We start from the raw sequence: 13,867 nt of genomic DNA, 5'->3' as shown, positions 1-13,867 counted from the left end.
ACTCACCGCCGCACCGCACCGGCCCGCTCCGGGACGTCGACTTTGAGAAGCCACCAACCATTCTCGGCGACGATTCATGGTCGGTGGCTTCTCAAAGTTGGTACGGCGGGTTAGTGGGTGAAGGTGAACCAGTTGAGGTTGACGTAGTCGGCGGGTTGGCCGGTGGTGAAGGTGAGGTAGACGTTGTGGGTGCCGGTGACGGAGGTGATGTTGGCGGGGACTGATCGCCAGGACTGCCAGCCGCCGGTGTTGGCGATGGCGAAGCTGCCGATCGGTGCGTTGCTGCGACTGTCCAGGCGGACCTCGACCAGGCCGCTCACTCCGCCGGCGGCGCCGGAGGCGACTCGCGCCACGAACTGTGTCGCGGCCGTGCTGCCGAAGTCGATTCCGCGGTACAGGGCCCAGTCACCGTTGCCGATCTGCATCAGGTTCTGGCCACCGCCGGTGTCGGTCGTGGTCTCCAGGCCCATGCCCGACTGCTGGCCGTACGACTCGGCCTGCAAGGTGGTGTAGGCGCTGCCGCCACCACCGGGCGGGGGTGTGGTCGGCGGGGTGGTGCCGCCGCCCTTCGACGACACGGCCACGTAGTCCACGATCATCGGCTTGTCGGGCACCGTCGAGGCCCGCGGGGTCGGGCCGTTGAGGGCATCCGGGAACGCTCCGCCGATGGCGACGTTCAGCAGGACGAAATAGCCGGCGTGCGAGGTCATGTTCGTCCACGTGTCGGCCGGCAGTTGGCCCTGACTGATGGAGTGCCATTGCTGTCCGTCGACGTACCAGCGCAACTGGTTCGGCGAGATGCTGGTGTCCCACTCGAAGCGGTAGGTGTGGAACGCGGACTGGCAGGTCGAGCCCGGGCAGGCGCGGCTGGCGCCGAGGCCGGTCGTCTCGTTGCACGGGCCGCCGGGGTTCACGCCGCAGTGCAGCACGCCCCAGACGGAGTTGATCCCGTTGACGTTCTCCATGATGTCGAACTCGCCGATCCCCGGCCAGTTCCAGTAGTTCCCGCGGTACGGCGCACCGAGCGCCCAGAACGCCGGCCAGTACCCGAGCGCGGCGTCACCCGTGACGTTCGGCATCTGGATCCGGCTCTCGATCGCCAGCACCCCACCGGCCGGTGGTTTGAAGTCGCTCCGTTGTGTCTCGACCCGGGCGGACGTCCAGTTCCCGGCGCTGTCGCGGCGCGGCGTGATGCGCAGGTTTCCGGTGCCGTCGAGGGAGAGGTTGTTCGGGTTGTTCGTGTAGTTCTGGATCTCGCCGGTACCCCAGTTCCCGGGCCCACCCGGGTAGCCGTGACCGGTGTCGATGATCCAGTTGGAGCCCGACGGCAGGCTGCCGTTGGACCCGTCGAAGTCGTCGCTCCACACCGTCGTCCAGCCGGCGGGTGGAGTCGGGACACTCGCGTCGGCCGCGACGCTCAGGGGTACGACGACCAGTAATGGCGCGAGCAAGGCGAGTGCGACAGGGCGGAATCGCATGATGGCCTCCAGGTTTCGGTAAGGCCAATGGGAGCGCTCTCATGGCGGGCTGTCAACAGCTCGTCACAGCTGGGTGCGATACACCGTCGTACTGCGGCGCACTGTCATGCCGAGGCGTTCGTACATCGCGAGGGCGCCGGTGCCGGAGTGGGTCCAGAGGGTCAGGGATTGTTTGCCTCGGCGACCGGCTCCTTCGGCCGCGACCGTCAGCAGTGCGCGGGCCAGACCGCGGCCGCGGAAGTCGCGGCGTACGGCGACCTGCTCGACGTACCCATCGGGTGAGTCAGGGAGGTGCAGGCTGAGCGCGACGCCGACCACCTCGTCACCGGCGACCGCGACCGGCGACAGCTCGGGATCGAAGCTAGGACGCTCGATGCTCGTCTTCGCCCACTCTTCGTACTCGTGCCGCCGCGGCTGCCACTCGTCGAAAGCGTCCTGCACAACTTGGTGCACGACTCGCGCGTCGCCCGGCGCGAACGGCCGCACCGTGACTCCTTCAGGCAGCATGGGCGCGGCACCCGAGACCGGTCGCTCGAGCAACCAGTTCGTCGCCAGTACGTCGTACCTGCGGGATCGAAGCAACGCCGTACCGGCCTCGTCCGCGTCGTCCACTGTCTGCGCGAGCCAGTCGCTACCGTGCTCGCGGGCCCGGGCCTCCGCCCAGTCGAGCAGCTGGGTCCCGAGGCCTAGACCGACGTACGACGGATGTACGTCGACCTGCGCGCGCCGACCGCCATGTACCCAGACCCAGGCCACGAGCTCATCGTTGGATTCGATCACCCGGGTGTCGAGGTCGAGGGTGATGAGGGGGCGCTGCAGGTCGGCGGCCACCGCATCGGGGGCCGACTCCGCCTGCCCGTGCCAGAGCTGCTCGGCCGCGGCGATCAGGCGGTGGATCGCGGGCGCGTCGTCAAGGGTGGCGGGGCGGGTCGAGGAGTCCATGGCCCCGATCGTGCCGCATCAGGCCGGCGTTTCCGCGTCGGCGGCCTCGACTTCCTCGCGGGTGATGCCGAGCAGGTAGAGGATCGTGTCCAGGTACGGCACGCTCAGGTGGGTGTCGGCGGCCGCTCGGACGACCGGCTTGGCGTTGAACGCGACGCCGAGGCCGGCGACGGCCAGCATGTCGAGGTCGTTGGCCCCGTCGCCGATCGCGACCGTCTGGGTCAGCGGCGTACCGGAGCGCTCGGCGAACTGGCGCAGCGCGGTCGCCTTGCCGGGGCGGTCGACGATCTCGCCGACGACGCGGCCGGTGAGGATGCCGTCGACGATCTCCAGCTCGTTGGCCTTCGCGTAGTCGATGCCGAGCTCGGCGGCCAGCTTGTCGGTGATCTGGCTGAACCCGCCGCTGACGATCGCGAACTGGTACCCGAGCCGCTTGAGCGTGCGGACCAGCGTGCGCGCACCGGGCGCCAGCTCGATCGCGGCGTACACCTCGTCGAGGGCTGTCGCGCGCAGTCCTTCGAGCGCCGCGACCCGGTTCCGCAGCGAGTCGGCGAAGTCCAGTTCGCCGCGCATCGCCTGCTCGGTGACGGCGGCGACCTCGTCCAGCCGGCCGGCGTGGTGGGCGAGCATCTCGATGACCTCGCCCTGGATGAGCGTCGAGTCGACGTCCATCACGATCAGCCGCTTGGCCCGTCGATACAGCCCGCCGTCCTGGACGGCGATGTCGAGGCCCTGCCGGACGCCTTCCTGGGCGAGGACGGTCCGCAGCGCTTCGGGATCGGCGCCGGAGACGGCGAACTCCATCGCGGTCACCGGGTACCGAGCCATCCGGCTGATCCGGTCGATGTTGGCGCCGGTGTCGGCGATCCGTCCGGCGACCGCGGCGAGTCCGGCCGCCGACAGCGGGTGGCCGATCACGGTCACCTGGCTGCGGCCCTTGCGGCGGGGCTCGTTGTCGCCGACACCTTTCTTCACCGAGATCTCGACGTCGAGGACGGCGGCGAGCGCCTTCAGCTCTTCCTTCAGGCTCTTGTGGTCACGTGGCGCGGACAGCAGTACGCCGAGCACCAGCCGGCCCCGGAGCACGACCTGCTCGGCGTCGATCACGTCGAGCCCACGGGTCGCGAGCGTCGACAGGACGGCGGACGTCAGCCCCGGCCGGTCGCTGCCCGTCAACGTCACCAGCAACGTGGGCCGGTCGGCCGACGCGCTCTCAACCTCACTGAGCTCAGTCATCGCACCCCGAACGCTACCTAAGTGAGATGACCGTCCAGTGTCCGGTCCAAATCTCAGGCGTGAACTGGCGGCGCGCAAGCCGCCACCAACGCCCGCCGAGCCGCAGCGGCAAGCTCGAGCAACGTGCGCCGGCGAGCATCGGCCTCAGCCCCGGTGACCGCCGAGCCGTCGTCGTCGAGAGCGGCATCCGCAATCGCGAGACAACGCCGGGCCGTCGCCGCGGTCTTCACCGCGCGCGGTTCGTACCCCGGAGCCAGATCGTCACCGCGTCCCTGACCGATCCGCCGAATGTCGATCAGCGCGTCCGCGACCTCCGGCTTCCACCGCGCGACATCCAGCGCGGCCAACGACTCGGCCGCGTCGATCAGCGCCATTCGCAACCCACGGTCCGCCTCACCGAGGTCGGCAGGCAGCGGCGAAGCGGCCGGTAGCACGGTCCACTGCACCGCAGGACCGACGTACGCCGGAACGAGTCCGAGCTCAGGCCCGGTGAGTACGACGGCCTCACCGGTCTCCAGCGCGGCCTCGTTGAACGTCGGCGGTCCGGCCAGGCCGATCGGGTCGCCCGGCACCGGCAGGGCGAGATGCGCCTGCGTCGTACCCGCGGCCCGCAGCAGATTCAGCGCGACCGGAAGAGTGGCCGGCTCGGGATGCCCGGCGAGGCCCGCGACGTGGTGACCGACGTCGTCGCCGAGGATCTTCTGCGCGGCGGTGTCGGGGTCGCAGGCACCGGTCAGCATCGCGTTGGTCCACACGGTGAACCGAACCGAGGCAGAGGTCGTCAGCACGCTCGCAAGTCTCTCACCACCCGACGACTGCCCGCGGACGGCGACCCCTTAGGTTTTGAGCATGACTGCAGTGGTGGAGCTGGCCGGGGTGACGATCGTCCGCGGTGACGCGCGGCTGCTCGACGGGATCGACTGGACGATCGACGAGGCCGACCGGTGGGTGGTGATCGGACCGAACGGTGCCGGTAAGACGACGCTGCTGCAGATCCTTGCCGCCCAGATGCACCCGACGGCCGGGGTCGCCGGACTGCTCGGTGAGGTGCTCGGCGCGGTCGACGTCTTCGAGCTGCGCCCGCGGATCGGGTTGACCAGCGCCGCGCTCGCCGACCGGTTGCCGAAGAGCGAGCGGGTGTCCGACGTCGTCATGTCGGCGTCGTACGCCGTCCTCGGCCGCTGGATCGAGGAGTACGACGAACTGGACCACGCACGCGCCAACGCGTTGCTGGCCGAGCTCGGGATCGCGCACCTGGCCGACCGGACGTTCGGCACGCTGTCCGAGGGAGAGCGCAAGCGCGTCCAGATCGCCCGCGCGCTGATGACCGACCCCGAACTGATGCTGATGGACGAGCCCGCGGCCGGTCTCGACCTGACCGGACGCGAGCAGCTGGTCCGCTCGCTCAGCTCGATCGCGACCGCGGTCGGAGCGCCCGCGATGGTGCTGGTCACGCACCACGTCGAGGAGATCCCGCCCGGCTTCACCCACGCCCTGCTCCTCAAGCAGGGCCGCATCGTCGCCGCCGGCCCGATGGACGAGGCGCTGACCGCCGAGACCCTCAGCGACACCTTCGATCTGGCCCTCACCCTCAAGCAGGAGGACGGCCGCTACACCGCCCGCGCCCTCTGACCCGGATCCCGCAGGCCGCGAGACGCGTCCAACATCTACTTGAAGCCCCCGACGTGGATAGGCTTGGGAAATGATGGATTGGCTGCGGGACAACATGTGGGCGGCGTGGCTGACGATCGCTGCCGTCCTCGGCCTGGCTGAACTGGCCTCGCTGGACTTCACCTTGCTGATGCTGGCCGCCGGCGCGCTCACCGCAGCCGGCGTCGCGGCGATCTTCCCGGGGCTGCTGTGGCTGCAGATCGTCGTCGGGTTGATCACCGCGGCCGCGATGCTCGCCGCGATCCGGCCGATGATCGTCCGGAAGATCCATCACGGCCAGGAGCTGAAGACCGGCTCGGCCCATGTGATCGGCAAGTCCGGCCTCGTGGTCAAGGAGATCCATCCGGACGGCGGCGGCTCGATCCGGCTCGGCGGCGAGCTCTGGACGGCCCGCCCGTACGACGAGGTGTCGACGATCGCCCCGGGGACGCGCGTCGAGGTGATGTCGATCGACGGCGCGACCGCGGTCGTGTACCCGGTCAGCGACCCGCTGCACCACCAGCTCGGCAACACCGAGCCCCCGAAACCCAACGATCCGCCCCAGACCTGACCGTTGGTTGGTCCTGTCTCCGCAGTACTGTCGGAGACAAGGCGGCAGCACGTAGCCGACGCGCCGGGAACCGGTACGCCGGATGGCCCGTCAATACGAAAGACTGTCCGTCCTGAGCGTTCTGTCGAGTGGAGGGTCGAGTGACCGCGTTCCTCGTAGTGCTGGCATTGGTTGCCTTGTTGGTGATCGTCACACTCATCAAGTCCGTCCGGGTGGTGCAGCAGCAGACCGTCGGCATCGTCGAACGGTTCGGTAAGTTCAAGACCGGCTTGCAGCCGGGCCTGAACCTGCTGACCCCGTTCGTCGACAAGGTCCGCTACACCATCGACATGCGCGAGCAGGTGGTCGCGTTCCCGCCGCAGGGCGTCATCACCGAGGACAACCTGATGGTGTCGATCGACTCCGTCATCTACTTCCAGGTGAACGACCCGGTGCGCGCGACGTACGAGATCTCCAACTACATCCAGGCCATCGAGCAGCTCACCATGACCACGCTGCGGAACATCATCGGCGGCATGGACCTGGAGCAGACCCTGACCTCGCGTGAGGAGATCAACGAGAAGCTCCGGTACGTGCTGGACGAGGCGACCGGCAAGTGGGGTATCCGCGTCAACCGCGTCGAGCTGCGCTCGATCGACCCGCCGCCGTCGATCCAGGACTCGATGGAGAAGCAGATGCGCGCCGACCGTGACAAGCGCGCCGCGATCCTCACCGCGGAAGGTATGCGGCAGTCGGCCGTTCTGTCCGCCGAGGGCCAGAAGCAGTCCGCGATCCTCACCGCCGAAGGTGACAAGCAGTCCCGCATCCTCCGCGCGGAGGCCGAGCGGCAGGCCCGGATCCTGAAGGCGCAGGGTGAGGCGCAGGCCATCACCACGGTCTTCAACGCGATCCACGCCGGCAAGCCGGACCAGGGTCTGCTCGCGTACCAGTACCTGCAGATGCTGCCGTCGATCGCCCAGGGCGACGCGAACAAGCTGTGGATCGTGCCCAGCGAGATCGGCGACGCGCTCAAGGGTCTCGGCAGTGCGGTCGGCCAGGTGGCCGGTATCGCGCAGCAGGCCGAGGGCAACTGGGAGGCGCCGCAGCTCGACAACGGCCAGGTGCCGGAGATCGACAGCGCCGCACCGGCTGCAGTGGCCGAGGCCGACAACGCGGTCCGCGAAGCGATCGCCGCCGCCGAGTCCGCGGCCGTGAGCAGCCGCAGCCAGGCCGCGCCGAGCACCCCGTCGATGCCGCCGCCGGCCCCGTCCCAGGAGCCGCCGGCGCAGGAACCGCCGCAGCGCTGACAACTGCACGAGAGCCCTCCCGGACTGTTTCGGGAGGGCTCTTGCGTGTTCAATCGTCGGACAGATCTGCGAGGGCCTGGTCAGGTGCGTAGAGTTCTTCAGCGATGACATGGTTCGAGGCGGTGTTCGTCCTGCTGGCGGGGATGGGCGCGGGAACGATCAACGCCGTGGTGGGGTCGGGCACGCTGCTCACCTTCCCCGCGTTGCTTGCCGTCGGCATCCCTCCGGTGCTGGCGAACGTCAGCAACACGGTCGGTCTGGCACCCGGTACGGCGGCCGGCGCGATCGGCTACCGTCGCGAGCTCGAAGGGCAGCGCGGCCGGTTGGTCCGCCTGGTGCCGGCGTCACTTGCCGGCGGCATCGTCGGGGGAGTGCTGCTGCTCACGCTGCCCGACTCCGCGTTCCACGCCGTCGTACCGGTCCTGATCCTGCTCGGCTGTCTGCTGGTCGCCTTCCAGCCGTGGCTGTCGAAGTGGATCAGCGTCCCGTCCCATCAGCACCGTGGCGCCTGGTGGGTGATCCCGGCCGTCTTCGCGACCGGTGTGTACGGCGGGTACTTCGGTGCCGCGCAAGGCGTGCTGCTGATGGCGATTCTCGGCCTCGGCCTGGACTCGAACCTGCAGCGGATGAACGGCCTGAAGAACGTCCTCGCCACGGTCGTGAACACCGCCTCCGCGATCCTGTTCATCCTCGTGCACGACATCGACTGGCTCGCGGCCGGTCTGATCGCGGTCGGTTCGACGATCGGCGGCTTCATCGGCGCCCGCTACGGCCGGAAGCTCCCGCCGATCGCACTCCGCGCGCTGATCGTCTGCATCGGCATTCTCGCCATCGTCACGATGGTGTTCTGACCTGTAGTCCGGCCAGCAGCAGGTTCAACCCGTAGTCGAACTGTTCGTCGCCGCCTGTCGTCCGGGCCAGTTCCGGCGCCAGTTCGACGACCGACGGGAAGTCCCGCGCCGACAGTGACTCCATCGACGTGCGCAGCCGGCGCCACGCCTCGGGGTCGCGGCGTTCGGCCGCCATCTGGATCTCCCACGACGTCGAGCCGAGTACGTACGTGAACAGGGTCGTGTGCGTCCGCGCGGCCGTCTCCGCGTCGAACCCGGCGGCCCGCAGTACGCCGAGCAGACCCTCGGCGACCCGCGCCGTCTCGTGCCCGCTCAGCGGCCGTCCGGCGAGTAGTTGCGCAAGGCAAGGGTGCTGGAGCATCAGCAGCCGCAGCGACCGGCAGACCGTCCGCACCTGATCCGGCCAGGGCGCGTCTGAAGGTACGGCGGGGAGTAGCGCCATCAGGTGGTCGCGTACGGCGTCGTACAGATCGTCCTTGTTCCGGAAGTACGTGTAGAGCGCCATCGGGCCGACGCCGAGCTCGCCGGCGACCCCGCGCAGGCTGAACGCGTCGGTGCCCTTCGCCTCCATCAACTCGAGCGCGGTCCGCACGATCAGGTCGGCGCTCAGGGTGTTCCGCGGCGTTCGCGCCATGTGTGACCCATCTCCCTTCGATGCTCCTAACGTACAGTGTATAGTACGGTGTATGCGAGCCATTCAGATCACCGAATTCGGCGGACCCGAGGTCCTGAAGATCAGCGATGTCCCGACGCCGGTCGCCGGCGACGGGCAGGTCCTGATCAAGGTCGACCGCGCGGGGATCAACTACGCCGACACCCACCAGGTCGAGAACAGCTACCTCTCCAAGACCGAGCTCCCGCTGATCCCCGGCGGTGAGGTCGTCGGGCACACCGAGGACGGCCGCCGCGTGGTCGCGCTGGTGGGTTCCGGTGGGTACGCCGAGCAGACCGTGGCGCACGCGCCGTACGCCTGGGACGTTCCGGAAGCTGTCACCGACGGCCAGGCGCTCGCTCTTGTTCTGCAGGGCACCACTGCGTGGCACCTGCTCAAGACGTCGACGCACCTGCAGCCGGGGGAGACCGTCCTGGTGCACGCCGGTGCCGGCGGGGTCGGTTCGCTCGCCGTTCAGCTCGCCAAGCTCTGGGGCGCGGGCCGCGTCATCGCGACCGCCTCCACCGAGGAGAAGCGCAAGCAGGTCCTCGAGCTGGGCGCAGACGCCGCCATCGACGGTACGCCGGAAGGCCTGAAGGACCGCATCCTCGAGGCGAACGGCGGCAAGCCCGTCGACATCGTGCTCGAGATGGTCGGCGGTCAGACCTTCGACGAGTCGTTCGCCGCACTGGGCCGCTTCGGTCGCCTGGTCACGTTCGGTGCCGCTTCCCGGCAGTCGGCTGCGCCGATCGACTCGAGCCGGTTGATGAAGGGTTCGAAGACCATCGCCGGTTTCTGGCTGGCCGACTGCTTCGCGAACCCGCAGTTGCTCGGCGGTCCGCTGACCGAGCTGTTCGACCTGACCGCGGGCGGCCAGCTCCGCCCGATCGTCGGCGGCGAGTACGCGCTGTCCGACGTCGCCTCCGCCCACGAAGACATGCGAGCTCGCCGGACCGTCGGCAAGCTCCTGCTCGACCCCACTCGCTGAATCGGATATGGAGAAACCAGATATGACCATCGCTGTTGAGAAGGTTCTGTACACCGCCCGCGCCACCGCGAACGGCGGCCGCGACGGCAAGGTCGCCACCGACGACGGCAAGCTCGACGTCCTGGTCGTGCCGCCGGCCGAGATGGGTGGCTCCGGCAACGGAACCAACCCGGAGCAGCTGTTCGCGGCCGGCTACGCGGCCTGCTTCCACAGTGCGCTGAAGGTCGTCGCGCGCAAGTCCCGTCTGGACGTCGACGGCTCGACCGTCACCGCCGAGGTCGGCATCGGCCCGATCAACGGCGGCGCCGGCTACGGCCTCGAGGTCGCGCTGGTCGTCAGCCTGCCCGGCCTGGACGGTCCGGTCGCCGAGGACCTCGTCGCCAAGGCGCACCAGGTCTGCCCGTACTCCAACGCCACCCGCGGCAACATCAAGGTCGACCTCAAGGTCGCCTGATTCACATCCGCGCGAGGGCCTCTTCCAGGAGGCCCTCGGTGGCGGACACCGGGGCTGCGGAGATGGTCAGCCCTTCCATGATCGCGACGTACTCGTCGACCTCTTCGAGCTTGTCCAGGTAGACCGCGCTCGCCGCGTGCTCGATGTAGACGATGTCCGGCAGGTCGCCGTCGGGGAACCGCAGCAGGCTGAACGCGCCGCCGGCGCCGGGGTAGCCGACGCTGCTGAACGGCATTACCTGCAACGTGATGTTCGGCTGCTGGGACCACTTGAGCAGGTGCTCGATCTGCGCCCGCATCACGTCCTCGCCGCCGACCGGCCGGTGCAGCACCGACTCGTCGATGACGACCCACAACCGGGCCGGGTTCGGCCGGGTCAGGATCTGCTGCCGGGCCACCCGCAGCTCCACCCGCTGGTCGACCTCCTGATGCGGCAGGAACGACTTGCCCATCTGTACGACGGCCCGCGCGTACTCCTCGGTCTGCAACAGACCCGGGACGAACATCACCTCGTACGTCCGGATCAGCGTCGCGGCGACCTCGAGCCCGACGTAGTTCGCGAACCAGCTCGGCATCACGTCGCCGTACCGGGACCACCAGCCCGGGTTGTTCGCGGCCCGGGACAGTTCCATCAACCGGAAGCGCTCGTCCTCGTCGGCCATCCCGTACAGCTCGAGCAGATCGCTGACGTCGCGTTCCTTGAACCCGACCCGGCCGAGCTCCATCCGGCTGACCTTCGACTCCGACGCCCGGATCTGCCAGCCCGCGTCGGCGCGACTGATCCCGGCGGATTCACGCATCCGCCGCAACTGCCCACCGAGCATGATCCGAAGAGCGGTCGGACCGCCTTCGCCGCCGCTCACCGTCGTCTGCTCACTCAACCTGACCCACGCCCAGCCACGCACCCATTCCAGCGGGTGATGCCACCGCGTGTCCAGTCACCAGGGTTCGACGTCGACGCCCGTCGCTGCGATCCAGAGGGCACGGAAGGCGGATCCGGGCTGACCGTTGAAGTCGTCGTCCGGCAGCGTCGGGATCAAGTTCAGAACCGCGCCGAGGTGACGGCATGCGGCGGCCTGCAGGACGAGCAGCTGAGTCGGGTGCTCACGCCGGGCGCGCGGAGTCTTCAGCAGTGTGCCGTACTCGTCCACCAGCCCGGAGATCTCGGCCGGTGCCGGCCGGGGACCTCGGTCGCGCGCGGTGACTTCGGCCCTTTCGAGTACGTCGTCGTACGCGTATCCGTCGCCGAAGACCCGCGCCCAGTCACGAACCAGGTCCGGACGCCCCAGGCCCGCGAGCACCTGCACGCCTTCCCAGCCGTCGAACCAGCCCTCCTCGAGGTGCCCGAGGTATTCCTGCGTACCGTCCTCGGAGTAGGAGACGTAGTCCATCCCCGACGTGCTCTTGAGTGTGAACAGCTCCCGGGCGAGGTCGTCTCGTCCCGTTCGCACCAGGTACGCCAGGAAGGGCGTGGTGTAGAACGTCGACGGCGTGGTGGTTGCGCCCTGCCAGACGGCGCGGGCCTCGTCGACGCGCCCGCATTCGACCAGCGCCCAGGCAACGGCCAGGCGATGCTGACCCGGATTGGTCTCGGGCTCGATCGCGGCCCGGGCGCGGGCGAACCAGGCATCGCCCCGGGCTGCGTCGCCGAGCGCGGTGTACGCGCCGCCGATCGACGACGCGATGAACGCCACGTTGTACTCGTCGAGTACGGCGTCGATATCGGTGTCGGTCAGGGTGAAGACGGCCCGGGCCTCGTCGAGTCGGCCGGCGGCGGCCAGGATCAACGCGACGTCGGCCGTGCCGCGGAGCCGCTCGGCGGGAGTGGGGACGGCTGCCAGGAGGTCCATCGCGCCCTGCACTTCACCGCGCCGCGCGCGCAACCGGGCCGCGTGCCGGAGGCTCTCGCTGACATGGTGATCCCAGCCCGAGCGCAACGGCCGGACCGAGTCCAGTGCGAGCTGGAACAGGTCGTCCACGGTCGCTGTGTTCGGCGGCGGCCAGGTTTCGGCGGGCGCGGGTTCGGGTGCGCCGACGAATGGCTCGAGATAGTCGTCGTACGGCGCTCCGAGGCGTCCGGCCGCGGTCTCCGCGTCCGGGACGATGTCCAGCTCGCCCCACCACGTGGGCCAGGAGTACCGCCGGTCGAGAACCCAGGCGAGCAGCTCGTCCAGGTCGTCGCGCCGGTCATCGGGGGCGATCACCAGTCCCGGCGCGAACGCCGCTGCCCAAGTGTCGTCGTCGAGGACGAACGAGGGGTCTCCATGCTCCTCGTACCGGAGGTCGGCGCCGATGTCGTCACCGTCGAGCTCGAGCGGACGCGAGGCGTACGGCTCGCGCAGGAAGCGGTACTCGCCGAGTACGTCGCCGGTAGCGGCCTCGATGAATCGCAGCCTGGTCCGGCCGGCCGCGACGACCACGCCGTCTCCGCCCCAGAGCACACCGGAGATGTCCTCGGGTACGTCGAAGATGTCCACGGCCTCGGGATAGGCCCCGGGCGACCAGATCTCGATCTGATCGGCCGAGGTGAGGCAGGCGGCGAACTCGCCGTCCGGCGACCATGCCCAGACTCCTGCGTCGGGAAGCTCCCAGTCCGCCTCCTTCGGCGCCACGTGCAGGTGGTGGCTGCGACCGTCCGGGTCGTGCACAACCACGCGAGGGAAGTGGTGGTCGTTCAGGACCACGGCCAGCCGACCGCCTGCTCCCCAGGACAGTGAAGCCCCGGGCAGTCCGGGGAGCTCGCCTACCAGCGCACCCGTTTGGGCGTCGGCGATCAGCAGGCGCCCGTCCAGGTGAACCGCCACCAGGCGTTCGTCGAGGCTCCAGGCCGGGGCCTGGCCGTGCGTGTCGGCACCGTCGAGCCACACCACCTGGCCGCTGCGAACGTCGATCGACGCCGCCCAGTTACGCCGGCTGTAGCCATAGATCCGCGAGCCGTCCCGTGACCAGAAGACCTGCTCGAAGAAGAGCTCGTCGTCGCCGAGCCGTGCCTTGACCGGTGCCGGCAGGGTCTGGGCCAGCCACGCGGGCTGCGGACCGTGCTCGTCGTACGCGTTGTAGAAGAAATGTCCCGCCGCGAGCGGCGCGATGCAGCCGTGCACCTCGTGCGGCGCCCGCATCCCGATGTAGGCATGCGTTCCGTCGGGCGCGAACGCGAAGTCCGGCGGCCGCGAACCGCCGTCGGTCACCGAGGCATCGCCGATCGGCTCCTCGCCATCCGCACCGAACGGGTCCCACAGCCCCACCATGTTGGTGTTGAACGCCAACGCGACCCGCTGCCCGTCGGGCGACCACTGGATGCTGCGTGCGTACCCGGGCCAGCCCACGCCACCGGGGACTCCGTCCAGCATGTTGACGCAGCGCCCGGTGTCGAGCTCCCAGACCTGCAGCACACCTCCGCGGTCGTAGTCGTCGCCGCACCACGAGCCGACCGCGAGATAACGCCCGCAGGGACTCAGCGCCAAGGCGTCGATCTCGACCAGATGCCCGTCGGGGTGGCGGAGCACCGCACCGGCCGACCTGATCTGCTCGGTCGCGAACCGGTGCGCGTCCGTCACGCCGTACTCCTGCTGGAGCTCAGCAAGCGCGGTGCGCAGTGGAGGCAGGTCACGAGAGGGCTCGAACGCCGACCAGTCCGCGTTCCGCAATACCGTCAGGAAGTGGTCAGGACCGCTTGCAGCTGGAGGGAGCTCCACGAACCCGGGCAGTGAGTTGTGCACCGGCGGCACGTTAGGGCACGTCCGGTCCACGTCGGCGCGGG

At 69.3% G+C, this 13,867-nt stretch carries 13 protein-coding genes; 6 read left to right on the top strand and 7 right to left on the bottom strand.

All coding sequences use genetic code 11. From position 1 onward, the window contains the following. Nucleotides 1-110: 110 nt before the first annotated feature. The 4 genes from EV649_RS26250 to EV649_RS26235 form a co-directional block, all read right to left on the bottom strand. The gene (locus tag EV649_RS26250) at nt 111-1,478 is read right to left on the bottom strand and encodes a glycoside hydrolase family 16 protein (RefSeq protein WP_198682677.1); all 1,368 of its coding nucleotides are present in this window, start codon (nt 1,476-1,478) and stop codon (nt 111-113) included. 63 nt (nt 1,479-1,541) lie between these two features. After that, nucleotides 1,542-2,420, bottom strand: a complete 879-nt coding sequence (locus tag EV649_RS26245; RefSeq protein ID WP_130386194.1) for a GNAT family N-acetyltransferase — start codon at nt 2,418-2,420, stop codon at nt 1,542-1,544. A gap of 18 nt (nt 2,421-2,438) precedes the next feature. Further along, nucleotides 2,439-3,656 (bottom strand): phosphoserine phosphatase SerB, encoded by a 1,218-nt coding sequence (serB, locus tag EV649_RS26240; protein ID WP_130386193.1) that lies wholly within the window; start codon nt 3,654-3,656, stop codon nt 2,439-2,441. A gap of 53 nt (nt 3,657-3,709) precedes the next feature. Beyond that, the gene (locus tag EV649_RS26235; protein WP_130386192.1) at nt 3,710-4,444 is read right to left on the bottom strand and encodes a hypothetical protein; all 735 of its coding nucleotides are present in this window, start codon (nt 4,442-4,444) and stop codon (nt 3,710-3,712) included. A gap of 61 nt (nt 4,445-4,505) precedes the next feature. Between EV649_RS26235 and EV649_RS26230 the strand changes: the two genes are divergently transcribed. The 4 genes from EV649_RS26230 (at nt 4,506) to EV649_RS26215 (ending at nt 8,014) form a co-directional block, all read left to right on the top strand. Beyond that, complete coding sequence (locus EV649_RS26230; RefSeq protein ID WP_130386191.1) at nt 4,506-5,288, top strand: ABC transporter ATP-binding protein; 783 nt, start codon at nt 4,506-4,508, stop codon at nt 5,286-5,288. Between the two features lie 70 nt (nt 5,289-5,358). Continuing rightward, a complete protein-coding gene (locus EV649_RS26225) occupies nt 5,359-5,877 on the top strand; it encodes an NfeD family protein (protein WP_130386190.1) in 519 nt (172 codons plus the stop codon). A gap of 140 nt (nt 5,878-6,017) precedes the next feature. Then, nucleotides 6,018-7,163 (top strand): SPFH domain-containing protein, encoded by a 1,146-nt coding sequence (locus EV649_RS26220; protein WP_130386189.1) that lies wholly within the window; start codon nt 6,018-6,020, stop codon nt 7,161-7,163. 104 nt (nt 7,164-7,267) lie between these two features. Continuing rightward, a complete protein-coding gene (locus tag EV649_RS26215; RefSeq protein ID WP_130386188.1) occupies nt 7,268-8,014 on the top strand; it encodes a sulfite exporter TauE/SafE family protein in 747 nt (248 codons plus the stop codon). On the opposite strand, the gene EV649_RS26210 is transcribed toward EV649_RS26215, so the two are convergent. Beyond that, the gene (locus EV649_RS26210; protein ID WP_130386187.1) at nt 7,998-8,648 is read right to left on the bottom strand and encodes a TetR/AcrR family transcriptional regulator; all 651 of its coding nucleotides are present in this window, start codon (nt 8,646-8,648) and stop codon (nt 7,998-8,000) included. The two genes, EV649_RS26215 and EV649_RS26210, sit on opposite strands and share 17 nt — an antisense overlap. A 52-nt stretch (nt 8,649-8,700) precedes the next feature. On the opposite strand from EV649_RS26210, the gene EV649_RS26205 reads away from it, so the two are divergent. Further along, on the top strand, nt 8,701-9,654 hold the full coding sequence (locus EV649_RS26205; RefSeq protein ID WP_130386186.1) for a zinc-binding dehydrogenase: 954 nt from the start codon (nt 8,701-8,703) through the stop codon (nt 9,652-9,654). A gap of 22 nt (nt 9,655-9,676) precedes the next feature. After that, the gene (locus tag EV649_RS26200) at nt 9,677-10,108 is read left to right on the top strand and encodes an organic hydroperoxide resistance protein (protein WP_130386185.1); all 432 of its coding nucleotides are present in this window, start codon (nt 9,677-9,679) and stop codon (nt 10,106-10,108) included. 1 nt (nt 10,109) lies between these two features. Here EV649_RS26200 and EV649_RS26195 read toward each other — a convergent pair whose 3' ends face one another. Together EV649_RS26195 and EV649_RS26190 are read right to left on the bottom strand one after the other, a co-directional pair. Beyond that, complete coding sequence (locus EV649_RS26195; RefSeq protein WP_130386309.1) at nt 10,110-10,931, bottom strand: helix-turn-helix transcriptional regulator; 822 nt, start codon at nt 10,929-10,931, stop codon at nt 10,110-10,112. A 114-nt stretch (nt 10,932-11,045) separates the two neighbouring features. Beyond that, a complete protein-coding gene (locus EV649_RS26190) occupies nt 11,046-13,826 on the bottom strand; it encodes a WD40 repeat domain-containing protein (RefSeq protein WP_130386184.1) in 2,781 nt (926 codons plus the stop codon). Between the last annotated feature and the right edge of the window lie 41 nt (nt 13,827-13,867).

The sequence above is a fragment of the Kribbella sp. VKM Ac-2569 genome (genome assembly GCF_004216905.1).
Classification (GTDB): Bacteria; Actinomycetota; Actinomycetes; order Propionibacteriales; family Kribbellaceae; genus Kribbella.
This window is presented reverse-complemented; position numbering and strand designations above follow the sequence as displayed.